This is a genomic window from Marinobacter sp. H13 (assembly GCF_059072335.1).
The window spans coordinates 3,149,829-3,176,129 of sequence record NZ_JCACRU010000001.1 but is presented as its reverse complement, the minus strand read 5'-3'; the positions used below and the strand labels follow the sequence as shown (position 1 = coordinate 3,176,129).

21 protein-coding genes are annotated in these 26,301 nt (G+C 59.1%); 3 read left to right on the top strand and 18 right to left on the bottom strand.

Annotated features, from left to right (window positions below):
- Window positions 1-20: 20 nt before the first annotated feature.
- Window positions 21-767: a sterol desaturase family protein gene (locus tag AC5JQH_RS14675; protein ID WP_218972799.1), complete on the top strand. Its 747-nt coding sequence runs from the start codon at window positions 21-23 to the stop codon at window positions 765-767.
- A gap of 81 nt (window positions 768-848) precedes the next feature.
- Window positions 849-3,821 carry a Tn3 family transposase gene (locus AC5JQH_RS14670; RefSeq protein WP_273681880.1) on the top strand — a complete coding sequence of 991 codons (2,973 nt, stop codon included), beginning with the start codon at window positions 849-851 and terminating at the stop codon, window positions 3,819-3,821.
- 35 nt (window positions 3,822-3,856) lie between these two features.
- Here the strand turns inward: AC5JQH_RS14670 and AC5JQH_RS14665 are convergent, their stop codons facing one another.
- From AC5JQH_RS14665 to AC5JQH_RS14625, 9 genes are all read right to left on the bottom strand, one after another.
- Entirely contained in the window at window positions 3,857-4,756 is a 900-nt protein-coding gene (locus AC5JQH_RS14665) for a TniQ family protein (RefSeq protein WP_457824803.1), read from the bottom strand.
- Entirely contained in the window at window positions 4,753-5,661 is a 909-nt protein-coding gene (locus AC5JQH_RS14660) for a TniB family NTP-binding protein (RefSeq protein WP_000393453.1), read from the bottom strand. The genes AC5JQH_RS14665 and AC5JQH_RS14660 overlap by 4 nt, the downstream gene beginning before the upstream one ends.
- 2 nt (window positions 5,662-5,663) lie before the next feature.
- A complete protein-coding gene (locus tag AC5JQH_RS14655) occupies window positions 5,664-7,346 on the bottom strand; it encodes a TnsB C-terminal domain-containing protein (protein ID WP_010791757.1) in 1,683 nt (560 codons plus the stop codon).
- Window positions 7,347-7,590: 244 nt separating this feature from the next.
- Window positions 7,591-8,205, bottom strand: coding sequence for a GTP cyclohydrolase II (gene ribA, locus AC5JQH_RS14650; protein ID WP_008176485.1), 615 nt, complete (start codon window positions 8,203-8,205; stop codon window positions 7,591-7,593).
- 134 nt (window positions 8,206-8,339) lie between these two features.
- On the bottom strand, window positions 8,340-8,822 hold the full coding sequence (moaC, locus tag AC5JQH_RS14645; RefSeq protein ID WP_008176486.1) for a cyclic pyranopterin monophosphate synthase MoaC: 483 nt from the start codon (window positions 8,820-8,822) through the stop codon (window positions 8,340-8,342).
- An 87-nt stretch (window positions 8,823-8,909) separates the two neighbouring features.
- Window positions 8,910-9,881, bottom strand: a complete 972-nt coding sequence (locus tag AC5JQH_RS14640; protein WP_493805724.1) for a Nudix family hydrolase — start codon at window positions 9,879-9,881, stop codon at window positions 8,910-8,912.
- Window positions 9,882-9,883: 2 nt separating this feature from the next.
- Window positions 9,884-11,101, bottom strand: a complete 1,218-nt coding sequence (gene argJ / locus AC5JQH_RS14635; protein ID WP_405418596.1) for a bifunctional glutamate N-acetyltransferase/amino-acid acetyltransferase ArgJ — start codon at window positions 11,099-11,101, stop codon at window positions 9,884-9,886.
- A 127-nt stretch (window positions 11,102-11,228) separates the two neighbouring features.
- Window positions 11,229-13,967 carry a preprotein translocase subunit SecA gene (gene secA / locus AC5JQH_RS14630; RefSeq protein WP_008176491.1) on the bottom strand — a complete coding sequence of 913 codons (2,739 nt, stop codon included), beginning with the start codon at window positions 13,965-13,967 and terminating at the stop codon, window positions 11,229-11,231.
- 184 nt (window positions 13,968-14,151) lie between these two features.
- On the bottom strand, window positions 14,152-15,105 hold the full coding sequence (locus AC5JQH_RS14625; RefSeq protein ID WP_008176493.1) for a M23 family metallopeptidase: 954 nt from the start codon (window positions 15,103-15,105) through the stop codon (window positions 14,152-14,154).
- Window positions 15,106-15,320: 215 nt separating this feature from the next.
- Between AC5JQH_RS14625 and AC5JQH_RS14620 the strand changes: the two genes are divergently transcribed.
- A complete protein-coding gene (locus AC5JQH_RS14620) occupies window positions 15,321-15,767 on the top strand; it encodes a DUF721 domain-containing protein (RefSeq protein ID WP_008176496.1) in 447 nt (148 codons plus the stop codon).
- Between the two features lie 11 nt (window positions 15,768-15,778).
- Here the strand turns inward: AC5JQH_RS14620 and lpxC are convergent, their stop codons facing one another.
- The 9 genes from lpxC to murD all read right to left on the bottom strand — a co-directional run bounded on the left by lpxC (window position 15,779) and on the right by murD (window position 26,294).
- Complete coding sequence (lpxC, locus tag AC5JQH_RS14615; RefSeq protein ID WP_008176497.1) at window positions 15,779-16,693, bottom strand: UDP-3-O-acyl-N-acetylglucosamine deacetylase; 915 nt, start codon at window positions 16,691-16,693, stop codon at window positions 15,779-15,781.
- 212 nt (window positions 16,694-16,905) lie between these two features.
- A complete protein-coding gene (gene ftsZ, locus AC5JQH_RS14610) occupies window positions 16,906-18,063 on the bottom strand; it encodes a cell division protein FtsZ (RefSeq protein ID WP_008176500.1) in 1,158 nt (385 codons plus the stop codon).
- 98 nt (window positions 18,064-18,161) lie between these two features.
- Window positions 18,162-19,397, bottom strand: a complete 1,236-nt coding sequence (ftsA, locus tag AC5JQH_RS14605) for a cell division protein FtsA (RefSeq protein WP_008176504.1) — start codon at window positions 19,395-19,397, stop codon at window positions 18,162-18,164.
- Between the two features lie 36 nt (window positions 19,398-19,433).
- On the bottom strand, window positions 19,434-20,273 hold the full coding sequence (locus tag AC5JQH_RS14600) for a cell division protein FtsQ/DivIB (RefSeq protein WP_405418593.1): 840 nt from the start codon (window positions 20,271-20,273) through the stop codon (window positions 19,434-19,436).
- Window positions 20,266-21,237 (bottom strand): D-alanine--D-alanine ligase, encoded by a 972-nt coding sequence (locus tag AC5JQH_RS14595; RefSeq protein ID WP_172835862.1) that lies wholly within the window; start codon window positions 21,235-21,237, stop codon window positions 20,266-20,268. The genes AC5JQH_RS14600 and AC5JQH_RS14595 overlap by 8 nt, the downstream gene beginning before the upstream one ends.
- 1 nt (window position 21,238) lies before the next feature.
- Window positions 21,239-22,684 (bottom strand): UDP-N-acetylmuramate--L-alanine ligase, encoded by a 1,446-nt coding sequence (gene murC / locus AC5JQH_RS14590; RefSeq protein ID WP_008176511.1) that lies wholly within the window; start codon window positions 22,682-22,684, stop codon window positions 21,239-21,241.
- Window positions 22,677-23,762, bottom strand: coding sequence for an undecaprenyldiphospho-muramoylpentapeptide beta-N-acetylglucosaminyltransferase (murG, locus tag AC5JQH_RS14585; RefSeq protein WP_493791661.1), 1,086 nt, complete (start codon window positions 23,760-23,762; stop codon window positions 22,677-22,679). The genes murC and murG overlap by 8 nt, the downstream gene beginning before the upstream one ends.
- On the bottom strand, window positions 23,755-24,954 hold the full coding sequence (ftsW, locus tag AC5JQH_RS14580) for a putative lipid II flippase FtsW (protein ID WP_008176515.1): 1,200 nt from the start codon (window positions 24,952-24,954) through the stop codon (window positions 23,755-23,757). Before ftsW ends, murG begins: the two co-directional genes overlap by 8 nt.
- Entirely contained in the window at window positions 24,954-26,294 is a 1,341-nt protein-coding gene (gene murD / locus AC5JQH_RS14575; RefSeq protein ID WP_008176518.1) for a UDP-N-acetylmuramoyl-L-alanine--D-glutamate ligase, read from the bottom strand. The genes ftsW and murD overlap by 1 nt, the downstream gene beginning before the upstream one ends.
- Window positions 26,295-26,301: the final 7 nt, after the last annotated feature.

Sequence of the window (26,301 nt, the reverse complement as noted above, 5' to 3'; positions counted from 1 at the left end):
TCACGGGCATCCTGCTTGTAATGATACTTGCCGAAGCCGCCGCACCACGTCGCGACCAGCGCTACACTCGCCGGCAGCGGTGGCCACATAACCTCTTGATGGTCGTGGTGGACACCCTGGTCGTTCGGCTATTGTTTCCCGTGGCCGCCGTCGGAGCTGCGGTGATGGCGAATGAGCAGGCGTGGGGACTGCTAAATCTGGCCAATCTGCCAGTTTGGTTGTCAGTCCTTTTGGGGACGATCGCGCTTGATCTCGCAATCTACTTTCAGCATCGCATCTTTCATGCAGTGCCCTGGCTCTGGCGCTTGCATCGTATGCACCATGCGGATTTGGAATTCGACGTAACGACGGGCCTGCGTTTCCATCCTCTGGAAATTGTGCTCTCCATGGCCATTAAAATCACCGTCGTGGTTGCGCTGGGAGCACCTGCGATTGCGGTACTGATTTTCGAAGTGATTCTCAATGCAACCTCAATGTTCAACCACGGAAACGTACGATTGCCTCAAGGGCTGGAGCAAAAGTTGAGACGGTTGGTGGTCACGCCGGATATGCACCGCGTGCATCATTCGATTGTTCCTGAAGAGACAAATAGCAACTTTGGTTTTAATTTGCCTTGGTGGGACCGGTTTTTTGGCACCTATCGGGATAAACCTGCCGCTGGCCATATTGGAATGGTCATCGGCATCGAGGATTTTCGAGAGCCGCGGGACCTCCGGTTGGATCAGATGCTGATTCAGCCATTTCGCAGCACCTACCGACGCCCCTGATCATTGTAAGCACTATCATCAGGAGTTCTTCATTTAATCGGAAAGACCTCATCATGGGGCACTGATAGAAAAGGTCCGTACATGAGTGGCCTCCACGAAACCGCCTATCCGCGATTGAAGGCGGACGTCTCTGAACAGGAACTGGCGGAAATCTATACACCCACCGCCAAAGAATGTGCCTTTGCCAGAAAGCACGGCCGAACACCGGCTGCTCGTGGTGCCTTGTTAATTCTCCTGAAAACGGTTCAGCGCTTAGGCTACTTCGTGAATCTCAAAACGGTCCCGCGGCCCATCACAGCGCATATCCTGGCCTGCGACGACCTTTTACCCGTCCCATTGAGCCAGCTCAGGGAATACGACCGCAATGGTGGCGCCCGTCAGCGGATGTTGGACGCGATTCGTCAACAGGTGGGCATCAAGGCGTTTACCGTCGAAGGCAAGGCTATCGTGAGGGACTTGGCGCGTGAAGCGGCAACCACCAAGCAAGATCTGGCGGACATTATCAATGTGGTGATCGAAGAGCTGGTGCGCCAGCGTTTTGAACTGCCGGGTTTTTCAACGCTGCAACGGTCCGCGCGTCAGGCTCGCAGCACGGTTAATACAGGTTACTTTCGGACGCTCAGTGCGGGTTTGACGGCGCAGCAAAAACAGGAATTTGACCGGCTGCTGCAAGTGCCAGACGATTCATCTCATACCAGTTGGCATAAACTGAAACAGGAACCCAAAAAGCCGACCAATACGGAAGTGAAGAAGTATCTTCAGCACCTGGAATGGCTTCAGGGCTGGTGTCAACGATTGCCCGCTGTTGATCACATTCCAGCCGCCAAGTATCACCACTTCATACTGGAAGCACGAGCGCTTGGCGCGGCCAACATCAAGGCTATGCAAAGCACCAAACGCTATGCCTTGATGATTCTGTTGGTCCATGCCCAATTGCGTCGCGCAATGGACGATGCCGTCGACATTTTTGTCCGCAAGATGCGCAACATCAAGACTAAGGCGGAAGCCAACCTGAACCAGTATCATCTGGATCACATGAAACGGATGGACAAACTGGTCGCTCAACTGCGTGACGTGCTGACCGCCGTTCAGGAAGCGCCGACGGATTCCGAGCGAGGTGCCCGAGTGGCGGCTGCCATCCAGAGCGACCCTGATGAATTACTGGCCGAGTGTGAGGAACACATGGCCTATGCTGGCAATAACTTCATCCCGTTTATGCTGCAACCCTATCGCCCGTTACGCCCCCTGCTATTCAATTGCCTTGAACTACTGGATCTGACGGCAACCAGCCACGATCAATCCTTGATTGAGGCGATTGCGACTCTGAAAAAGCACCGGCACAGCCGCAAGGAATGCCTTGTGCTCAGCACTCAACCCGTCGACGTGTCCTGGCTACCGGAGCGTTGGCGCCGTCTCATATTGGGGTCCGGGTCAAGCCAGCTACTGCCCGGTATGGTCTACCGGAAGTATTTCGAGCTGGGCGTACTAACGCAGGTGAAGCGTGAACTGATTTCCGGCGATCTCGCGGTCGCGAATAGCGACCAGTACAGCGACTACCGCGATCAGCTCGTGGATTGGAGTGTCTATGATGCCCAAATAGCGGACTACAGTGCGATGGTTGATATCGCATCCGACCCAGCCGCTTTTGTGGCGCAGGCCCGCTCACGCTTGAGCGAAACGGCGGACCGCATTGACCGTAACTTCCCGGAGAATGAATACGCCGTCTTCAATGGTGAAGAGCTGGTGATCCGGAAGCACCGTCGCACAGCGCCTCCCGATGGGCTGGCCGAAATTGACAAACAGTTATCCCAGAATTTGCCCGAAAAGAATATTCTCGACATCCTGGTGGAAGCCGAAAAATGGCTGGGGCTCCACAAACGCTTTGGACCACTTTCCGGTTTTGAGAGCAAGCTGGAAGACCCACGTACCCGCTTTGTTTCGACCTTGTTTTGCTATGGCTGCAATCTCGGGCCAACTCAGACCGCCCGATCCATCACGACACTTAATCGCCGGCAGGTGTCCTGGCTCAACCTGCGGCACGTCACCGAAGAGCGCTTGGAGCAGGCCATTGTGCAGGTTATCAATGCCTACAACCGCTACCGGCTGCCGCGACACTGGGGAACTGGCCAGCGGGCTGCCGCCGATGGCACAAAATGGAATCTGTACGAACAGAATCTGCTATCGGAATACCACATACGGTACGGTGGCTACGGCGGGGTGGGCTACTACCACGTCTCCGACAAATACATCGCGCTGTTCAGCCACTTCATCCCTTGCGGCGTTTATGAGGCCATTTACATCCTTGACGGGCTGATCAAAAACGATTCCGATATCCAGCCTGACACCTTGCATGGCGATACTCAGGCGCAAAGTGCGCCCGTCTTCGGGTTGGCTTACCTGCTGGGTATCAACCTGATGCCCCGCATCCGGAATCTGAAGCAGCTGGTGTTCTACAAGCCTGACAAACGCCAACGGTATGAGCACATCAATGCCTTGTTCAGCGAAACCATTAACTGGCAACTGATCGAAACCCATGTGCCCGACATGCTCCGGGTGGCGCTATCGATAAAGGCAGGGAAAATAGCACCGTCCACGGTATTGCGACGTTTAGGTACCGCAAGCCTCAAGAATAAACTCTACTTTGCTTTCCGGGAACTGGGGCGGGTAGTTCGGACAACCTTTCTTCTGGACTACATTGGCAGCGTGGAGTTGCGGCGAACCATTCATGCGGAGACGAACAAAACGGAGGAGTTCAACCAGTTCGTAAAATGGCTATTTTTCGGCGGCGAGGGGGTGATCGCCGAGAATATCCGCCACGAGCAACGGAAGGTGATCAAATATAACCACTTGGTGGCCAACCTGGTCATTCTTCACAATGTGGAGTCGATGACGTTAACCCTTAAAGATCTCAAGGATCGCGGCCATCATATTGATCACGATATTCTCAAAGGATTGGCCCCATACCGCACGGACCATATCAACCGATTTGGCGATTATACGCTTGATTTTGAACGGCAGGTTTCACCCATGAGCTACAACGCCAAAATAATTTAAATACAATAGGTTAAGGCACATTTTGGAGGATTTCGTCAGAATCGTTGCCGACCCTCTATATCCCTCACCTCAATCAAGCTGATTGCCGTTGCCGCCGCCTCCAGCATCTGCAACCGTACTGCCGGGTTCAGGGTTTCATACGGTCGCCACAGACTTTGCCCAGCACGCAGCGGATGCCCGCAGCATTCCCAGATTTGGCGGAGATACCCCGCGTAGGTGCCGCACGTCGAAAGCGGGGTGTTCAGCTCATCGAGCAGCGTGCGTAGCAGCCTAAACCACAATCCGGCGTGGATGCGTCGGCGCGGCAACTCCACGTGGCCGGTCGTCAGTGCCTGCCAGGTACGCTGGTCCATCGCCGCAATCGCGTCGCTGGCAGTGCGCGGTTCGGCGTCGGCGTTCTCCCAGCCGAGAAACCGCCCTGGCACGCCCCAATAGGATTCCAGCCAGCAGCCATGCAGTGGGCAGCTCAGCATCAGGGGCAGCTTCCACGCGAGCAGTACGGCTTGGTTCTCCGGATCGTTCAGACAGAGCGGGCAGGCGCGATGTATCGGCTGGCTGGGCAGCCAGGCACGCCAGCTCGTGATGGATCGCGTCCTACGGCGGAGTTTCGGCAGCAGCACCGAGAGCTGGAACGCATAGGTTTCCAATGCATCTGGAATCTGATCATCAAGGCTGTCCAGTAGCCAAGGCACCCAGCCGGCGAAACTCATGCAACGCAGCCGGTCCGGCTCGATGCCGCTCCGCTGGGAGAGCATCGCCAGCAGCGCCAGTGGTGGCGCGGTGTCCAGGTCATCAACCTGGCCGTGACCAAGATCGTGCTCCAGCAGCTCGGACACCTCCATGTGATAGCAAAGGGCCACGCGGTTGAGCCACGAAGACAAGGCTTCGCCTTCCCTGGGAGCCGGATGCAGTGGCCAGTGTGGCGCTGGCTTCACATCAGTTCCCGCTCGAATTGCCGCCGCCGCTCGCTGGGACCGGTGTAATCGGCCATGCTGAGCGTGCGATGGTTGATCGCTTCCTCACCGCTCTCCACGGCAGCGACGGCCGCCGCCATCAACAGGTGCGCCAGCTCGCCGATGGTGCCCTCGCTGCGCGTGAGCAGGTAGCGGGCCATATCCAGCGTGGCAATCGACGAGGGTCGCCGCAGCGGGAGCGAAGCCGCGAAGCTGGCCAGCAGTGAGCAGCAATCGTCGTTGGCCTCCCACACCGGCAGCATCATCGGCTCGAAGCGGTTTTCCAACTGGTCGTCCGAGCGGATCGCCAAGTAGGCATCGCGTGTGCCGACCCCGACCAGCGGGATGCGCAGCTCGTTGCCGAGGAAACGCAGCAGGTTGAGGAATTCCCGGCGGTTGACGCTGTTGCCGGCCAGGACGTTGTGCAATTCGTCGATCACCAGCATGCGCACGCCGACCTTGCGTAGCAGTGCCAGCGCCAATTGCTCCATTTCCGGCAGCCGTGGGCGCGGGCGCAATGGCGCGCCCATCGCGGCAAGTAGCGCGACGTAGAAGCGGATTACCGACGGTTCGGATGGCATCTGCACGACCAGTACCGGAATGTGCTCCTGGTCGGCGTCGGAGCTGGCCGGGTGGGTGCGGCGGAATTTCTCGACGATCATCGACTTGCCGTTGTTGGTTGGACCGACCAACAGCAGGTTGGGCATGCGTTGTTTGTTCGGCCACGCATACAGGGCTTCCAGCCGATTCAGCGCCTCGACTGCTCGCGGATAGCCGATCCAGCGGTCAGCGCGAAGGCGATGGATGCGTTCGTCCGCCGGAAGACGGGCCAAGCCCTGGGCCACCGGCATCAGGTGGGACAAGTCGATGATGGGATATTCTTCCACGGCTACCACTCCTCAATCTGGTCGAACGGTTTGGCAGGTGGCTGGTTGTCTGCCTGCGGGTCAGCCATGTCCGCGTCCGGTGGTGGCGTGGTTTTGAAAAGAACTGCCGTTGCCTTGAGATGCTGGCGTCGATCCGCGTCGCGCCGCGCCTTGCGCGTAGCTTTCTGCGCGGTGGACACGATTTCGCGCATCTGGCCGATCATGCGAAACAGCGCCGACTCATCCACCTGTTCGCGCCCTTGCTGCCGCAATTTCGCCAGCGCCTGTCGTTGTTCCCAGAGGGTGACAGCCGGGTGCGACAAGGTGCGGTATGGAATTTCCAGATAGTGCTGCCCCTCCGGCTCCAGCACCCAAATGCGGCTGATGTCGCGCGGGTCGCGCCGGATCAGGAACGCAGGCAAGCGGTCGCGCCGAGCTATCCACGGCTTGAGCGCATCGGCGTAGTAATGGATGTGGTCGATGACGAAGCCGGTGCGGGTCAGCGTGCGGCGGATGATGGGCAGAAAATCGACCAGAAAAGCCGTGGTGCGAGTGATGACGGTTGGCACGCCGGTCCGCGCGATAGCTTCGGCCCAGCGCGCTGCCGGCGGCTGGAGCAGGCCGTTGTGCACGGAGCCGTGGTAGGTGCCGACCGCCAATGTGAGCCAGCGCTCCAGCTCACGCAGCGTCAGGGCGGCCTTGTTTTCGGAATCGTAGTCGCCGCGCTGGTCAGGGTTGGAGAAGGTCGTCCCTGGCAATTCGTCGTGGATCATCTGCATCGCCGTGCCGATGATCCGTTCCACGATGCCGCCGTAGTGCGGCTGCCCGAGCGGGCGATAGTCAAGCCGGATGCCATGCTGCTCGCAGCCTCGGCGTAGCGCTTCGCTCTTGAACTCGGCCGCGTTGTCCAGGTAGAGCAGCCTGGGCTTGCCGCTCATCGGCCACTCCATTTCTATGTTCAGACCCTCCAGCCAGGGACGCTTGTCGCAGGCGACATGCACAAGGCACAGGCCGACCGAAACAGATGACGGCGCTTCCAGCGTGACGACCATGCCGAGCACGCAGCGGGTAAACACGTCGATGGCGATGGTCAGATACGGACGGCCAATCGGTTGCCGGTCGCGCTCGTCCACCACGATCAGGTCGATGACCGTGTGATCAATCTGCACTTGTTCCAGTGGCGCGGTCACGGCGGGAGGCTCACCACCGACACCTTGCAGGCTGCGGGACGCATCCTGACCTTCCCGGCGGCGAGTGGCCTTGAGCGGATCGAGGCCGGCGATCCGCAGAGCCACGGTGTTGCGCGCCGGCGCCCGCAGCTTTTGCGCTTTGCAAGCCTGCGCGACCTCGCGGTGGAACGCTGCCAGGCTACGCTTCTGCTTGGTCAGGAAGCGCTTTTGCAGCAACTCGCGGATGATGCGCTCAACTGATTCCGGCAAGCGTCCCTTGCCTTTTCCGCCGCCGGATCGGCTGCGAGCCAGGTCCGTCACAAGCCCAGCACCTTGCCGGGCACGGCGGATTAGGACATACACCTGCCGCCTGGACAGGCCAAGCGCGTGAGCAGCGGCATCGGCGGCTTCATGCCCGACCACATCAAGCGCTGCCAGCGGCCCGATGATTTCCGCCCGTTGCCGGGCCTGCGCCCAAGCCGCATCGGGCAGGGTGGCCACGCCTTGCTCGGCAATCAATGATGTGTCTGACGCCATGCTCACACCTCGCTTTGGTGCACACGAGTATTGAGCATAGTCGAGATTGGTGCAGATGACTTCTGATATTGCGTTGTCAGGAGTCGCCTGCACATCTGGCGTTACGCCCCGTCAATTGGTGCAGTCGTCTTCTGAAAATGACAACCAGAACCTGAAAGCCGTCAAATAGACGGAACACAAACCTGAGAATGCAAAAAAGCCCGCGGAGTTCGCGGGCTTTTTCGTATGTGGCGACAAATCCAGCTCAGATTTCGGGATCGTCGTCCTGATGGGTCTCCAGCCAGTGGCCGAGCTTGCTCTGCTTGGTATCGAGGTAGTGTTCATTGTGGGGGTTGCGGCCCACGTGCAGAGGTACCCTTTCCGTAATGTCGATGCCGTAGGAGGAGAGCGCTTTGACCTTGCGGGGATTATTGGTCATCAGCCTCAGGCTCCTGATACCGAGATGCTCCAGCATGTCTTTGCACATGCTGTAGTCACGAAGATCGGCCGCGAAACCCAAGCGCTCATTGGCCTCTACCGTATCAGCGCCCTGATCCTGCAGATGGTAGGCGCGGATCTTGTTCAACAGGCCGATTCCCCGACCCTCCTGACGCAGATACATGAGGATACCCCGACCTTCCCGGGCAATGCTGCGCAGCGCCTCTTCCAGCTGGTAGCCGCAATCACACCGCATGCTATAGAGGGCGTCGCCGGTCAGACATTCGGAATGCGTGCGGGCCAGCATGGGTTCGTCGCTATCCAGGTCACCGAGAGTCAGGGCAACGTGTTCCTTTCCGGTGTCCGGTTCTTCAAAGCCGTGCATATCAAATACCCCGAACGGGGTCGGCAACCGGCAGGTCTGGATGTAACGAACAGCCACAGTGTTTCCTCGTGGTTCAGTCAATCGGGCCGCGCATTCTATCACGGGCCCGCCCGCTTGGCGTAGTCTCGGCACTGTCGCTCCTCCGGAGTGGTCTTGGTAACCAACACTTACGAGCGCGGCGGTCCGCCAGATCAGGCTTTATCGGCGACCCAGTGGCCACTGCGGCCGCCTTTCTTCTCCAGCAGACGCACGGAATCAATCTCCATGCCACGATCGACCGCCTTGCACATGTCGTATAGCGTCAGTGCCGCCACGCTTGCCGCGGTTAACGCCTCCATCTCGACACCGGTCTGGCCGGAAAGTTTGCAGCGGGTCAGAATATGTACAGATGCCCCGTCGTCGCCCGGAGTCAGTTCAACTTTTACAGACGTCAGGTTCAGCGCATGACACAAGGGAATCAGATCATGGGTTTTCTTTGCGGCCATGATACCGGCGATGCGGGCAACAGCCAGGACATCCCCTTTGGGATGCTCACCCTCAATAATCATGTTCAGGGTTTCCGGCGCCATGCGGATGGTAGCTTCAGCGCGGGCCTCGCGTTCGGTGGCCGCCTTGTCGGTCACATCCACCATGCGGGCTTCGCCCTTGTCGTCGAGATGGGTCAGTTTACTCACGGTCTCTCCCGGAATCGGTTGTGCAAGATGGTGAAAAATGCAGGAACGACAGCATAACAGACATGGCCACGGCGTCGCTGACAAGTATCAGCTTTGCGGCCACCAGAAGCGGATTCCGGCGATGCCCTGACCGCCCCGCTGGCGAGCCTCGCGGAGATCGCCGGGCGACAAACCGCCCAGGGCAAATACCGGAAGCACCGCTTCCGACACCAGGTCGGCAAAGACCGACCATCCCAGGGTCGGCGCACCCGGATGGCTTTCGGTCGGCTGGACTGGCCCCAGGGTCACGTAGTCCGCTCCGATAGCCGTCGCATGATCGATTTCCTGCCTGTCATGGCAGGAAACCCCCAGCCAGACATCTTCCGGAACCGGTCTGGCCGAGAGTTTGTTCGCCTCGCGCCAGGGCAGGTGCAGCCCACGGGCGCCGGGTATGGCGCGGAATACCTCCGGTCCACCGTGCACAATCAGGGCGGCTCTGGCCTTTTCACAAACCGGCAACGCGTTCGCCGCCAACTCCCGATAGGCCGGCGGTCTCAACGCCGGAGCCCGGAGCAGTACCAGCGGTGGTCGAGCGGCGCTCAGACCCTCCTGAAGGTGCGCAAGGGTTGGCTCCAGGCCATTCTCGGAACCGGTGATTGCCAACTGCCGGGGCAAACGCAGAGCGCGAATGATCGGCCGGTTGGCGGCGGGGAAATCCTCATCCCGAAGCTGCTCCGGGGTCAGCCATTCCACGGGCTGCCCCTCACATCCCCTTGCTTCGCCCTCGGCAGCGCTGGTTTCCCAGACGTCCAGGAAAACCCGCTTGTCGCCATAATCGTGCCGAATACCGATAACAGGCTCCAGGGAACCCGCCGGCACGTGAAGACCGGTTTCCTCGGCAATTTCGCGCACAAGCGCCGCCTGAACCGTCTCGCCAGGCTCCACCTTGCCACCGGGAAACTCCAGTAAGCCCCCCTGGTGAACGTGGTCTGGCCGTCGGGCGATCAGCACCCGGCCATCACGGACGATGACCGCCACAGCAACGTGAACCTCTTTGACCGGCGTCTCTCTGGCAGACATGCTCAGGTACGATACTCGGCGTTAATAGTCACGTAATCGTGGGAGAAATCGCAGGTCCACACGGTTTCCCGAACATCACCCCGCTTAAGGTCGATGGCAATGGTGATCTCTTCCCGATCCATCACGGCCTGCCCGCGGGCTTCCGAGTAATCCTCGGCCCGGCCACCGTTGCGGACCAGGCAGACATCGCCCAGATAGATTTCAAGGGCATTGAGGTCCAGTCCTTCGACACCGGCGCGACCAACCGCCGCCAGAATCCGGCCCCAATTGGGGTCCGAGGCGAACAGTGCGGTCTTGACCAACGGCGAATGCGCCACGGTATAGGCAACGTCCAGAGCCTCCTGCTGACCGGCCGCTCCGCTGACGTCGATGGTGACAAACTTGGTTGCTCCTTCGCCGTCGCGGACAATGGCGTGGGCCAGTTCCAGATAGATTGCCTGCAAGGCCTCCCGCAGCTTCGGCAGCGCCGCGCTGGAGGCCGTAATCTCTGGGCCGGAATACTGGCCGCTGGCCATCAGCATGCAGGCGTCATTGGTAGAGGTGTCGCCATCGATAGTGATGCGGTTGAAGGACTTCCCCCCCAATTCCGAGGCAAGTGTCTGCAGCAGCTCCGGCGCAATCCGGGCATCGGTGGCAATAAAACCGAGCATCGTCGCCATGTTGGGACGAATCATGCCCGCACCCTTGCTGATGCCCGAGATGGTTACCGTGTGACCATCCAGCTCAACCTGACAGGAAGCGCCCTTGGGGCGGGTGTCCGTGGTCATGATACCACTGGCAGCTTCAGCCCAGCGATTCTCGGCAGTGTTCGCCAAAGCCTCCGGAAGCGCGCCAACGATCTTCTGGACCGGCAACGGCTCGCCAATCACCCCCGTGGAAAACGGCAGAATTTCGGCTTCCGTGACGCCCGCCTGCTTTGCCAGGGCCTGGCAACAGGCCATAGCATCCCGCATACCTTGCTCACCAGTACCGGCGTTGGCATTGCCCGTGTTGATCAAGAGGTACCGGGGCGAGGTCTCGGCCAGATGCCGGCGGCTGAGGGTAACCGGTGCTGCACAGAACTGGTTTTTCGTGAAGATACCGGCAACCCGGCTTTCCGGGGCCAGCTCGAAAACAACCACGTCCTTACGTCCCGGCTTCTTTATACCGGCACTGGCTATGCCGACCTTGATTCCGGCTACCGGATAAAACTCAGGTAAGGTTCCCGGACCTACCGCCATTCTGCCACTCCTCTTGTCTGGGGGTGCGTTCGAGGTAACACACGACCCGCTGAAAACGAAAAAACCCGCATCCCACCAGTTGTGGCTGGCAGAGTGCGGGTTCCGATGGTGCGGTCAGTGCTCTGAATCAGCTGACCTTGCCATGACACTGCTTGTACTTCTTGCCGGACCCGCAGGGGCAGGGTTCGTTTCGACCCACCTTGCGCTCCTGTCGAACGAAGGTTTCCGGAGTCGACTGCCGGGCTTCGTCAGCCTCACCCTCACCCTGGCTCTGGGCCGTGGCGCTGGTTTCGTCGTGGCGCAGACGGGCCTTTGCGAGCTCTTCTTCCAGCTCCTGTTTGCGACGGCGCTCGACTTCTTCCATCTCCTCACGGCTCTGGACACGCACGTGGCAGAGTACCCGGGTAACATCCCGCTTCATGGTATCAAGCATGGTTTCAAACAGGTTGAACGCCTCGCGTTTGTACTCCTGCTTGGGGTTCTTCTGGGCATAACCCCGCAGATGGATACCACGGCGCAGATGGTCCATGTTGGAAAGATGCTCTTTCCAGAGGGTATCGAGCACCTGCAGGAACACCTGCTTCTCGAACTTGCGCATGGCCTCGGAACCGGCAATCTCTTCCTTGGCCTGGTAGGCAGCCACGATCTCGTCGAGAATCTTCTGGCGCAGGTTTTCTTCGTACAGCTTGTTGTCTTCTTCCAGCCACTTCTGAACCGGCAGATCAATCGCCATCTCTGACTGGAGCTGTGCTTCCAGCCCGGCGACGTCCCATTGTTCCGGCATACTCTGGGGCGGAATGTATTCACTGATCAACGAATCGACAACGTCTTCCCGAATGGTCGTCACCATGTCCGAAATGTCGTCGGAAGACATGACTTCGTTGCGCTGGTCGTAGATAACCGTGCGCTGGTCGTTGGCCACGTCATCGTATTCCAGCAGGGTCTTACGCATGTCGAAGTTGCGACCTTCCACCTTGCGCTGGGATTTCTCGATCGCGTTGGTCACCATACGGTGCTCGATGGCCTCCCCCTTCTTCATGCCCATGGCCTGCATCAGGCTCTTGACCCGGTCTGGGGCAAAGATGCGCATGAGGTTGTCTTCCAGAGACAGGAAGAACCTTGAGGAGCCAGGATCACCCTGACGCCCGGCACGACCGCGAAGCTGGTTGTCAATTCGACGGGATTCGTGACGCTCGGTACCAATGATGTGCAGACCGCCGGCCTCCAGCACCTGATTGTGACGCTCGGTCCACTCGGCCTTGGCCCGGGCAATCTCCTCTTCGGAGGGATTGTCCATTGCGGCAACTTCGTGTTCCCAGTTACCGCCCAGCACGATATCGGTACCACGGCCAGCCATGTTGGTGGCGATGGTGACCGCCCCGGGGCGGCCCGCCTGGGCAATGATATGGGCTTCGGATTCGTGCTGCTTGGCGTTCAGGATCTTGTGTTCGATCCGCGCCTTCTTGAGCAGCATGGAGAGTAGTTCTGAGGCCTCGATGGAGGCGGTACCGACGAGAATCGGACGCCCTTCGGCAGTGACATCCTTGATCTCGTCAATAATGGCGTGGAATTTCTCTTCCTGGGTCAGGTAGACCAGGTCGTTGTAATCGGTCCGCTGGATCGGCTTGTTGGGAGGAATGACCACCACATCGAGGCCGTAGATCTGGCGAAACTCGAAGGCTTCGGTATCTGCCGTACCGGTCATGCCGGCCAGCTTGTCGTACAGCCGGAAATAATTCTGGAAGGTGGTCGATGCCAGCGTCTGGCTTTCGGCCTGAATCTTGACGCCCTCTTTGGCCTCAACGGCCTGGTGCAGACCTTCACTCCAGCGGCGACCCGGCATGGTACGACCGGTATGCTCGTCGACGATGACCACCTGGCCGCCCTGGACGATATAATCCACGTCTTTCTGGAACAGGTGGTGGGCCCGCAATGCTGAGTGCACATGGTGCAACAGGCTGAGGTTGGCGGCGGAATAGAGGCTCTCACCTTCCTTCAGAAGGCCTCGCTCAAGGAGAAGCTCTTCAACCTTCTCGTGACCGCTTTCTGTCAGCTCGACCTGGCGGGATTTCTCATCGATGGTGAAGTCACCGGTCGGCTCTCCTTCCTCAGGCACTTCGCCCTTTTCGAGGTTGGGGATCAGTTCATTGATGGCCTGATAAAGCTTTGAACTGTCCTCAGCTGCCCCGGAGATAATCAGCGGCGTTCTGGCTTCGTCGATCAGGATGGAGTCCACCTCGTCCACGATCGCATAGTTCAGCCCGCGCTGGACCTTGTCTTCGGTACTGAACGCCATGTTGTCGCGCAGGTAGTCGAAGCCGAATTCGTTGTTGGTACCGTAGGTAATATCGGCCTGGTAGGCTGCCCGCTTTTCCTCCGCTGGCTGGCCCGAGGCCACGACACCCACCTGCATGCCCAGGAACCGATAGAGCTTGCCCATCCAGTCGGCATCACGACGGGCCAGGTAATCGTTCACGGTAACCACGTGGACACCCTTGCCGGACAACGCGTTGAGGTACACGGAAGCGGTAGCAACCAGCGTCTTGCCCTCACCGGTCTTCATTTCCGCGATCCGGCCTTCGTGCAGGGTGATACCACCGATCAGCTGGACGTCGTAATGACGCATGCCCATAACCCGGCGGCCCGCTTCACGCACGGTTGCGAAGGCTTCCGCAAGAAGCGCATCCAGGGATTCGCCTTCGTCGATCCGACGACGAAACTCCGCGGTCTTACCCTGCAACTCGGAGTCGGACAGATTGCCATATTGCTCTTCAAGCTCGTTAATGCGCATGACCGTCTTGCGCATTCTCTTGATTTCTCTGGCGTTTTTACTGCCGAACATCTTGGTTGCAAGCTTTGTGAACATAGACCACTGCTTCTTTGATTAAACGGAGGAAGCCGGCATTCTAACCTTATTTTGTAACAGGACAAAAGGTAGGCCTCACACAGGCGCAATAAGTCGCTGATGAGGCACCGGATTCACGGATAAAAACTGGCCGGAGGCCGACTGGCGGGAAAGTACTGACAACGGCTTGCGGGCCGGAACCGAATTAGCGGCTCGCCCGCTTGATGTAGGTTTCCGGGTTTTCAGACTTGCCATTCCGGATGACTTCAAAGTGCACGTGAGGCCCGGTGGAACGCCCTGTGCTGCCCATCAGCGCGACTACCTGGCCTTTCTGGACAACATCGCCCACCTTCACCTTGATAGTCTTGCAGTGGGCATAGCGGGTTATCAGACCATCACCATGGTCGACTTCCACGAGGTTACCGTAGCCATAGCGCTCTCCGGCATAGGTAACGACACCGCCGGCGACCGAAATAATGTCGCTGCCATCCTTGCCGGCCAGATCAACACCGGCATGCCAGGTCCGCTTGCCGGTAAACGGATCGGACCGGTAACCGTACTTCGAAGACAGCCAGCCCCAGGTGATCGGGCGGCCTTCCAGGTACAGCTCATCTTCGAGCCGCTTGCTGGAGGCCAGCTGGTCGAGCAACCGCAGTTGCTGCTCGCGGTCTTCGATTCGCCATTCCATTTCCTCAATCATCCGGGTCAGCTCAGGTGCGGAGAAGGAATCCCCGGACAAGGCATCTTCTGGCCCGCCGACTGCAGCCGGCTGATCGAAGTTGAATTCGTCACTGGCCACGAGGCCGGATTCCACAAACCGCTGGCCCAGCGCATCCAGTCGCAGGAGACGGCCCTGGATCTCGCCGAGGCGAAGAGTCAGCGCATCAACCTGTTGCTGAACGTTCTCCTCAATACTGGCCAGTTCTGCCTTCTGGTCTGCCAGCTTCTGTTTCCAATCGGCGACCAGCTCGGAGTTGGTGGGCTCTCTGGCCTCTACCTGCTGCACAGCCATTTGATACCCTGCCCAGCCGGCCGCGACCAGCAGGGAGAGCACGAGGAACAGCAAGCAGGCAGCAAGCGTGCTGTTGATCGACAGCACACGGGACTTTCCGTGGCGTTTGCCAACGAGAATAATGTTCATATCATCATCTGGTTTCATCGTTGAGCCGCAACCGCATCCTGTAGTGTTGCGCCCCGGAAAAATCCGAAGGGGGTCTGCCATCCTTTGGCAACAGCTACATACTGAAAAAATTGCAGCGCCCGGTAGACATACTCATTTATCACAATGTAAAACGAGTGTAATACAGGCACTACGCATAAACCGTGCCGAAGTGTAACCAATCGTAAACGCAGCCGTCGAGTAAAAACGCCGCCATGAAACGCAAAAGCGAGCAAAAAATGACCTTCGACAAGCTTGGCAGAACCCCGGTACTGAAGGATCTTGTGGCAAAGGCCGAGCTCCATCGACAGGCGGAAGGAGAAGTCCTGGCCGCCCTGCCGAGCGAGCTGGTCAACGGGACACGCTTTGTCAGCTGCAAGGACGGAGAGCTGGTCCTGACCACCGAAACCGCGGGTAAAGCGAGTCAGATCCGGTTCCGCCAGCACGAAATCATGGAAAAGCTGCGAGAGAACGAACTGTTCCGGTTCGTCTGGAAACTGAAGGTCAAGGTTGCACCGCCCAGATTTCGGGAAAAACCGGTGTTCAAAAAAGAACCCTTGAGCAAAGAAAATGCCCGGCTCCTCAAAGAGGAGGCCGGGCACACGAAGGATAAAGCATTACGCGAGGTTCTCGAAAAACTCGCTAGCCACGTCCGGGATTAAAGCGTCCTGCTTCAGCCCGCCGCCAGCACAGGCTTCATATAGGAAATCGGGGCAGTGGCCTCGTCATCAAAGGTAACCACTTCCCAGGCATCCTCTTCTGCCCTGAGCTTGCGCAACAGCTTATTGTTCAGATCGTGGCCGGATTTGATCCCCCGGAACTCACCAATCAGGCTGTTGCCCAACTGATAGAGATCGCCGATGGCATCAAGCAGCTTGTGCTTCACAAATTCGTCGTCATAGCGCAGACCGTCTTCGTTGAGGATCTTGTAGTCATCAACAACGATGGCGTTGTCCACACTGCCGCCGAGAGCAAGGTTCATGGCACGCAATTTTTCGATGTCACGCATGAACCCGAAAGTCCGAGCGCGACTCACTTCCTTGACAAAGGAGGTACTGGAAAAATCGACGGTTGCTGTCTGGGCGCGGCCCTTGAACACGGGGTGATCAAAGTCGATACCGAAGCTCACCTTGAAGCCTTCGAAAGGCAGCAGGGTGGCCTTCTTGTCGCCTTCCTCAACCGTTACCTCACGCTTGATGCGGATGAAACGCTTGGCTGCATCCTGTTCGGCAATGCCGGCGGACTGCAGAAGGAACACAAAAGGACCGGCAGAACCGTCCATGATGGGCACTTCCGCGGCACTTAGTTCGACGAAACAGTTATCAATCCCGAGACCAGCCATGGCCGAGAGCAGATGCTCCACAGTCGCCACACGGACACCGTTTTTTACCAGCGTCGTGGACAGCATGGTCTCACCTACATTCTCCGCGCAGGCACGAATCTCAACCATCGGGTCAAGATCGGTACGGCGGAAGATGATACCGGAGTCCACCGGGGCAGGCTTGAGGGTCAGGTAGACCTTCTCACCCGAGTGCAAGCCAACACCGGTGGCACGGATGGTGTTTTTAAGTGTCCGTTGTCTGATCATCGGTACATAATTCCGTCACAAAAAGGCGATATTCTAGGCAAAAATCTGCCCGGAGAATATCAGAAAATAAGACTGAATACCATTTAACCAATCCGTTGTTGCTGAATGTTCATCCAGCATCCAACCCATGGCAATCAGTGCACGTATTTACCGGATACCGGGTTCCATGTTTCGCACAAGAACCACAACCGGATCACAATTGCACCAGATTATCAGTCAGCCTGGCGACGGAGGAATGCGGGAATATCGAGATAGTCGACACCCTGCTCCTCGCTATCCTTGCTCTGGTCGATTGCCACGTTTCCATGGGAAACGGCCCGGCGACGCAGAACAGCGGGACGATCCAGCTGGTTGTAATCGGTTTTTCCATCCAGAGTGCGGGTATTGTCCACCACCTTGGTCGGCTTCTCACGATCACCACCCAGGCCGGTCGCAACAACCGTTACCTTCAGTTCGTCGGTCATTTCCGGATCAATAACGGTACCGACAACGACGGTGGCAGAGTCAGAAGCAAACTCACGCACAATGTCGCCAACCTCGGAGAATTCGCCCAGGTTGAGATCCATGCCCGCGGTAATGTTGACCAGAATACCCTTGGCACCCTGCAGGTTGATGTCTTCGAGCAGCGGGCTGCGAACGGCCGCTTCGGCGGCTTCCCGCGCACGATTTTCACCCGTGGCACGGGCGGTGCCCATCATCGCCATACCCATCTCGGACATGACCGTCTTCACGTCGGCGAAGTCGACGTTGATCATACCGTTGCGGGTAATCAGATCAGCGATACCCTGAACTGCGCCCAGAAGCACATCGTTAGCTGCGGCAAATGCGTCCAGCAGGCTGGTTTTCTTGCCCATGACCGCCAGCAGCTTTTCATTGGGAATGGTAATCAGGGAATCAACGCTTTCTTCCAGCTCTTTCAGACCGGATTCAGCAACGCTCATGCGCTTGCCGCCTTCGAACATGAAAGGCTTGGTGACCACTGCAACGGTCAGGATGCCCAGTTCGCGGGCTACTTCCGCTACGATCGGCGCGGCACCGGTACCGGTACCACCGCCCATGCCCGCGGTAATGAAGACCATATCCGCGCCCTTGATGGCTTCGGCGATACGATCGCGGTCTTCCAGGGCAGACTGGCGACCGACTTCCGGATTGGCGCCGGCACCCAGCCCCTTGGTGATGTTGCCACCGAGCTGGATGATCTGACGCGCGTCCATATCGGTCAGCGCCTGGGCGTCCGTGTTGGCGCAGATGAATTCCACACCTTCGATGTCGCTGTTAAGCATATGGCGCACGGCGTTGCCGCCACCACCGCCTACACCGACGACTTTAATGACAGCGTTTTGCTGGACATTATCGACGAGTTCAAACATTTCCCCTACTCCTTCGTGCTGTTTTCAGCCCTTGTTCCGGGCTGTTTGTTCGAGATTGTGTTTTCGAGATACCTTCGTGTACTACCCGCCCGGCCCCGTCAGAAATGACCGGTAAACCAGGCTTTCATGCGCTCAAACAGCGAGGGTGCATCTTCACCCTTGAGCACCGGTGCCCGCCCCAGATCCATCTGGCGGAAACCATGAATCAACAACCCAACGCCAGTGGCGTAGATCGGATTGTTGACTACCTCCGTCATGCCGGAAACCGCCTGCGGACAGGCCAGCCTTACCGGCATGTGGAAGATCTCTTCGGCCAGCTCCACCACGCCTTCCATGGTGGAGGAACCGCCGGTTATCACGATGCCTGCCGGAATGAGGTCTTCAAATCCGGACCGGCGCAACTCTGACTGAACCAGGGTGAACAGCTCCTCGTAGCGCGGTTCCACCACCTCCGCCAGGGCCTGCCTGGACAGATCGCGCGGCGCGCGATCGCCAACACTGGGCACCTTGATGGTTTCATCCGCACCGGCCAGCTGGGTCAGTGCACAGGCATACTTGATCTTGATTTCTTCAGCATTCTGGGTCGGTGTGCGCAGCGCCATGGCAATGTCGTTGGTCACCTGGTCGCCGGCGATCGGAATCACCGCCGTGTGCCGGATAGCACCGCCGGTAAACACCGCAATATCCGTGGTGCCACCACCGATATCCACCACGCAGACACCCAGCTCTTTCTCATCCTCGGTGAGAATGGCGTGGCTGGATGCCAGCTGCTCCAGGATGATGTCATCCACCTCAAGCCCGCAGCGCTTCACGCATTTCTCTATGTTCTGGGCGGCATTCACCGCGCAGGTCACCAGATGAACCTTTGCCTCCAGGCGCACACCGGACATGCCCATGGGTTCCTTGATGCCTTCCTGGCTGTCGATCACGAACTCCTGGGGCAGAATATGGAGAATCTTCTGGTCTGCAGGAATCGCAACCGCCTGGGCGGCGTCAATGACCCGGTCTATATCGGCCTGGGTGACCTCACGGTCACGGATTGCAACAATGCCGTGGGAATTCAGGCTCTTGATGTGGCTGCCGGCAATACCCGCATACACCGAGTGAATGCGGCACCCGGCCATCAATTCCGCCTCTTCCACCGCGCGCTGAATTGCCTGGACGGTGGTTTCAATATTCACCACCACTCCACGCTTGAGGCCCCGGGAAGGATGGGAACCAATGCCCACCACTTCGATGGTGCCGTCCATCTTGCGCTTGCCGACAATCGCAACCACCTTCGAGGTTCCGATATCGAGGCCGACAATCATGTTTTCCGTTTCAACCGATGACATGTGTTCCACCAAACCGTAGGTCTGAATTAACCGTTGCTATGATTTTGGGCTGGAGGCTGTCTCGACAGCCTTCCACTTGACCGCCACACCGTTGGTGTAGCGGGCATCTACCCGACTGACTTCGTCCGACCTTGCTGCCAGCCGGGTTTCATAAACCGTGATAAACCGCTCGAAGCGTTGTTCCACCTGATCCCGGCCAAGCACCACCTCGATGCCATTGGCCAGTTGCAGGGTCCAGGCGCCCCGATGTTCCAGAGCCAGGCCCGAAAATCCGAGGCCCCGGGCGACCAGCTTGTCACTCATGGTCCGCGCCATATTGATCACATCCCGTACTCTTTCGTCGGGCCCGGCCAGACGGGGAAGTCGACCTGCGACTTCGGGATTGGACGGCGCAAAAAGTTCACCGGTCCGGCTCACCAGGCGCCCATCGGTCCAGTAGGCCAGCGGTTTTTTCTCCCGGATATCGATGACCAGCCGGTCCGGCCACACCCGACGCACTGCGGCGGATTCAACCCAGGGCCGACGCTCAAGGCTCTCCTTGATTTCCGAGAGATCCGTGGCGAAATAGCTCTTGCCGATCCAGTCGCCAGCGGCGCGCTCAATGGCGACTCGGCTATCGCCCACAAATTCTCCTTTCACATCGACGGCAAGGATCTGCTGATCCATGGCGCCCAGCACCTTGCCAGTGCCCCAGGGCACCAGTGCAGCCAACAGTACAATCACCGCGCCCATGCCCACCTGGAGCCAGGGTACAGCTGCCAGCACACCCTTCAACACGCCAAACCGGTCCCGCTCGGGACCGAGGGACGTTGCCCCCCGGCGTCGCGGGGGCTCGGACGGAGTCGCCCGGCTCCGGATCAGCAGTGTTTCAAGCATTGGCGTCCTCCAGACTGTCTTTCAGTATCCGGACCACCAGCTCTTCGAAGCTGATGCCTGCGGCTTTCGCAGCCATGGGCACAAGACTGTGGTCGGTCATACCGGGCACGGTATTGACCTCCAGCAGCCAGAACTTGCCGTCGCTGTCCTGCATGATGTCGACCCGACCCCAGGTCCGACAGCCAACAACCCGGAAGGCCTCCAGTGCCAGGTGCTGAAGGCGAACTTCGTCTTCAGGCGCCAGACCACAGGGAATGCGATACCGGGTATCGTCTGCCAGGTACTTGGCCTCGTAATCGTAAAAAACGTGCTCGGTGCTTGCGCTCAGGCCAATGGCCGGAAGCGCCCGATCCTGCAACAGGCTGACGGTGAACTCCGGCCCTTCGATCCACTCCTCCACCAATACCAGATTGTCCAGCGCGGCGGCGGCTTCGTAGGCGTCAGCCAGTTCGGCCGCCGTGTGTACCTTGCGGATGCCGATGCTGGAGCCTTCCCGGGAAGGTTTCACACTCAAGGGTGCCCGCAGTTCACCAATGATCTGTTCGGCCTGATCTGCTCCGGACATGGTGCGGAACTTTGGCGTTGGCAGGCCACAGCCTTCGAACACGTACTTGGTTCTCAGCTTGTCCATGGCCAGTGCCGAGGCCAGCACATCGCTGCCGGTGTAGGGAATACCGGCCTGCGAGAGGATGGCCTGCAAGGTACCGTCCTCGCCTCCACGACCGTGCAGCGCAATGAACACCCGGTCAAAATCAGGGTTGTCGACGGTTCTCAGCAGGCAACCGCGGACGTCCACGGCAAACGCATCCACGCCGGCTGACACCAGCGCCGCCAGTACCGCTTTGCCACTTTTCAGGGACACTTCCCTTTCAGCGGAATCTCCACCCATGAATACGGCCACCCGACCGAGCGACCGAACGAGCTCCGGGTCGGCCTGATAAGCCTGTGGTTCCACATGATGCATGTCACTCACCAGCTATCACTCCCGCGGCTGCCAGCCGCGCTGCCACGCCGCCAATATCGCCGGCGCCCTGGGTTATCAGCAGATCACCGTCCTGCAGCACATTGGCCAGCAGGGACTCGATTTCCAGGTTGTCCTCAACAAATACCGGTTCCACCTGCCCGCGCTGGCGAATACTGCGACACAGGGCCCGACCATCGGCCCCCGGAATCGCCGGTTCGCCGGCGGAATACACGTCCATTAAAAGCAGGCCGTCCACTTCCGAAAGCACCCGGACAAAGTCTTCATAAAGATCGCGGGTCCGCGTAAAGCGGTGCGGCTGGTAAAGCATGACCAGACGCCGGTCGGGCCAGGCATCATGTGCAGCCCGGATAACAGCCTCTACCTCCGTCGGGTGGTGACCGTAATCGTCCACCAGGGTGACCGTGCCCTTGGGGGTCTGGTAATCGCCGTAAACCTGGAACCGGCGGCCGACACCGGCAAATCCGGCCAGCCCGCGGCAGATCGCATCATCGGCAACGCCTTCGTCTGTGGCCACGGCTATGGCCGCCAGCGCGTTCAGCACGTTATGACGGCCCGGCATTTTCAGCTCGACCGTAAGGTCGCTGCGCCCGGCCGGACGCTTCACCACAAAGTGGGTCCGCAAACCGTCGGAATTGATGCTTTCGGCCCGGTAATCCGCCTCCGGGTTGTCAATTCCGTATGTGATGATGGCCCGGGATATCCGGGGGATGATCTCCTGAACGTAACCGTCATCGACGCACATCACCGCAACACCGTAAAACGGCAGGTTGTGCAGAAAGTCCACAAAGGTCTGCTTCAGCTTCTCGACATCGCCGCCATAGGTATCCATATGGTCCGCTTCGATGTTGGTCACCACTGAAATCACCGGCGTCAGATGCAGGAAGGACGCATCACTCTCGTCGGCCTCCGCCACCAGATAGCGGGAACCGCCCAACTGAGCGTTAGTGCCGGCGCTGTTCAGCTTGCCGCCAATCACGAAAGTCGGATCCAGGCCCGCCTCACCCAGAATGGATGCAATCAGGCTGGTGGTTGTGGTCTTGCCATGGGTTCCAGCAACGGCGATGCCGTGGCGATAGCGCATGATTTCCGCCAGCATTTCTGCCCTGGGTACAATCGGCACCCGACGACTGCGGGCCGCCACGACTTCCGGGTTTTCCGCAGACACCGCTGAAGACACCACAACCACATCGGCACTGGCGCTGTTCTCTTCCCGGTGACCGATCTGCACTTCTACGCCCATACCCTTGAGACGATCGGTAACCGCCCCTTCTTTCAGATCCGATCCGGAAACGTCGTAGCCCTGATTCTTGAGAACCTCGGCGATGCCGCTCATCCCCGCACCACCAATCCCCACAAAGTGGATGTGACGGATCCGGCGCATTTCAGGCACCTGATAGACCAGGGGCGGATTATTTGCATCAGCCATTGGCGGCCTCCAGACAGTAATTCACGACTCTCTCCGTTGCATCAGGGCGGGCCAATGTTCGGGCGGCCTTCGCCATTTTGTTTACCCGGTCACGATTCCGGGCCAGATCACCCAGGGTTTCCGCAAGCACCGCCGGGGTCATTTTTGCCTGTGGAATCAGAATGGCTGCCTTCGCCGACACCATTTGTTGCCCGTTTTTCGTCTGGTGATCATCCACGGCGTGGGGAAACGGCACCAGCACAGCGCCGATACCCGCGGCGCACAATTCCGAAACGGTCAACGCGCCTGCCCGGCACAGCACCAGGTCGGCCCACTGATAGGCCTCGGCCATGTCCTTGATGAACGGCTCAACGGCCGCCTCCACGCCATGCTCCTCATAGGCCTGCTTCGCCGCCTCGGCATGGCGCTCACCACACTGGTGGCGGACCACGGGCCGATCACCTTCCGGCAACATGGCCAGCGCCTCGGGGAGCTGCTCATTAAAGACCTGCGCGCCGAGACTGCCGCCGATCACCAGCAGCCTGAGAGCACCTTCACGGTCCGCCAGGCGCTTTTCCGGAACGGGCAAGGAGGCGAGGTCTTCCCGCACCGGATTGCCGGTACAGCGGGTAACCACTTTCGGCCCGAAGCTACCCGGAAAAGCCTCGAGCACGGTTTCTGCAAACCTGACCAGGATGCGGTTGGTCATTCCGGCAATCGCGTTCTGTTCATGAATCACCAGCGGCGTAAGGTTCAGCCAGGCGGCAACACCACCGGGCCCGGTAACAAATCCGCCCATGCCTACAACGCAATCCGGGCGAATCCGGCGCAGGATGGTGAAGGCTTCACCCAGCGCCCGCATCAGCCGGAACGGCGCCAGCAAGAGAGCGAGCTTACCCTTGCCCCGCAAACCGGAAATATGAATCAGTGACAGCGGGATATCGGTTTCGCCGATCAGTCTCTGTTCCATTCCGCCACTGGCTCCGAGCCAGTACACCTGGTGACCACGAGCCTCAAGCGCCCGAGCCGTTGCCAGGGCCGGGAACACGTGCCCGCCGGTACCGCCGGCCATCATCAGGAAGCGACGCTGTTCAGTCATACACCGCACCTCCCCGCGCCTTCGGACCGGTTTTCTCTCGGGCCAGCTTTTCCTGATCCAGGCGCTCCATTTCCACACGGGCAAGAACGCCAATGCAGATACAGGTAATCATCAGACTGGATCCACCGTAGCTCACCAGCGGCAGAGTCAGCCCCTTGGTTGGCAGAAGCCCGGTGCTGACCGCCATGTTGATGCCTGCCTGCAGGCCAATCAGCAGGGTAAGCCCATAGGCAAAACAGGCGCCGAACGGCATGTCCGCCTTCTCGGCCCGGCGGGCAATGACGAATCCGGTCACCACCAGCAGGGTGAACAGACTAAGTACCAGCAAGGATCCCAGGAGACCGAATTCCTCGGCGATAATGGCGAAGATAAAGTCGGTGTGGGCCTCCGGCAGATAGAACAGCTTCTGGATGGAGTTACCCAGGCCGACACCACCCCAGTCTCCGCGACCGAAGGCAATCAGGGACTGGGTCAACTGGTAACCGCTGTCGAACTGGTCTTTCCAGGGGTCGAGATAACTGACGACCCGCTTCAGACGGTAGGGTTGGGTAACGATCAGAATGGCACCCAGGACCACCAGCGTGCCGATCAGGGGAACAAACCGGCTAAGCCGGACACCGCTCAGGAAGATCATGCCCGCCGCCGCTGTCACCAGCACCACAGTGGCACCAAAGTCCGGCTGAATAACCAGAAGTACCGAGGCCAGACCAAGAACAACCAGAGGCTTGAGGAAACCCGGCCAGGTATTGAGAAGTTCATCTCGGCGACGGACCACGTAGCCTGCCAGATAGGCGATCAGACAGAGCTTTGCCACCTCCGAAACCTGGACGTTGAACAGACCAAACGGGATCCAGCGGGTGGAGCCGTTAACGGTACGGCCCAGAGGCGTAAGCACCAGAACAAGGGCCAGCAGACCGATGCCCAGGAGCAGCCAGCCACTGCGCTCCCACCAGGCCACCGGCACATTGACGGCGACCAGCGCCAGCAGGCAACCAAGACCGGCAAACATCAGCTGACGGATCACATAGTGGTAGCTGTTACCCATGGTTTCGGCAGCCATATCCATGGACGCCGAGGAAATCATGACAACGCCCATCACCAGCAATGCGACCGAACTGATCACCAGCATGGGCAGAGGCTGGACCTCGCCAAGCCATTGGTTCCGGTTCTGCAGGGAAAGATCTGCGTGCATCACAGGGCCTCCACCAGAGAACGGAACTGGTCACCGCGATCGAGATAATCACGGAACATGTCAAAGCTCGCGCAGGCCGGCGAGAGCAATACCCGATCCCCGGGCACCGCCAGCTCGGCGGAACGGGCGACCGCCTCGGCGAGGCTGTCCATCCGATGAACCGGAATACCGCTGCCCAGCACATCGGCGATGGCCGGCGCATCGCGACCGATCAACAGCACAGCCCGGCAATGCAGGGCAATGGGCGCTTCCAGGGCGGTAAAATCGGCACCTTTGCCGTCACCCCCGGCGATCAGCACGACCTTGCCATTGTCTGGTGCAAGGCTTTCAACGGCGGCCACTGTGGCTCCGACATTGGTGCCCTTGGAATCATTGATGAAATCCACATCGTTCAGCCGGCGCACAAACTCGCAGCGATGCGGCAGCCCCGGAAATTCACGGGCGACCGTCAACATCACATCCATGGGCAGACCAGCGGCATGGCCCAGTGCCAGAGCGGCCATCACGTTGCTGATGTTGTGATGACCCATCAGCTTCAACTCGCTGGCCAGCAAGAGGTTATCAAACCCGAAGGTAATCCAGGTGCCCTGGTCATCGTCCCGGGTGCTGAACGTCTCCGGATTCACCCGATGGAAGCCGAAACACAGGAACCTCAGGTTGTCCCTTGCCATGGGTGTGCTCAAGGCATCGTCCAGATTAACAATGGCGTTCTTGCAACCCCGGAATATCCGCTGCTTGGCCTGGAAATACGCCATCTTGTTGGGGTAACGGTCCATGTGGTCGTCACTGAGGTTGAGCACCGTTGCCGCAAGGGCGTTCAGCTCGTCCGTGGTCTCAAGCTGGAAACTCGAAAGCTCGAGCACATACAGGTCTGCGCCCTGGCCAAGAAGATCAAGGGCCGGGGTACCGATATTGCCGCCAACGGCGACGTTCCGGCCCGCCGCTCTGGCCATCTCACCCACCAGTGTGGTGACGGTGGTTTTGCCATTGGAGCCAGTGATCGCGACGATCGGCGCATCGGCAGCCTCGGCGAACAGATCAATGTCACCCCGGATTCTTGCTCCCTGGCGGGCGGCAGCTGCAATGGCTGGTTCGGCAATGCTGATTCCCGGGCTGACCACCAGTTCGTTGAAACCGGCAAACAGCTCTGCGTCAAAGGTCCCGAGGTGTACCGGAATATCCGGCCAACCGACCTTCAGCTGATCAAGACCCGGAGGAGCCGTGCGGCTATCGGCCACAGCAACGTCCCGCCCCTTTTCGGACAGATAGCGCACGCAGGAAAGCCCGGTTTTACCGAGCCCTACGATCAGTGTGCGACGATCCGAAACAATGACACTCATAGTTGCA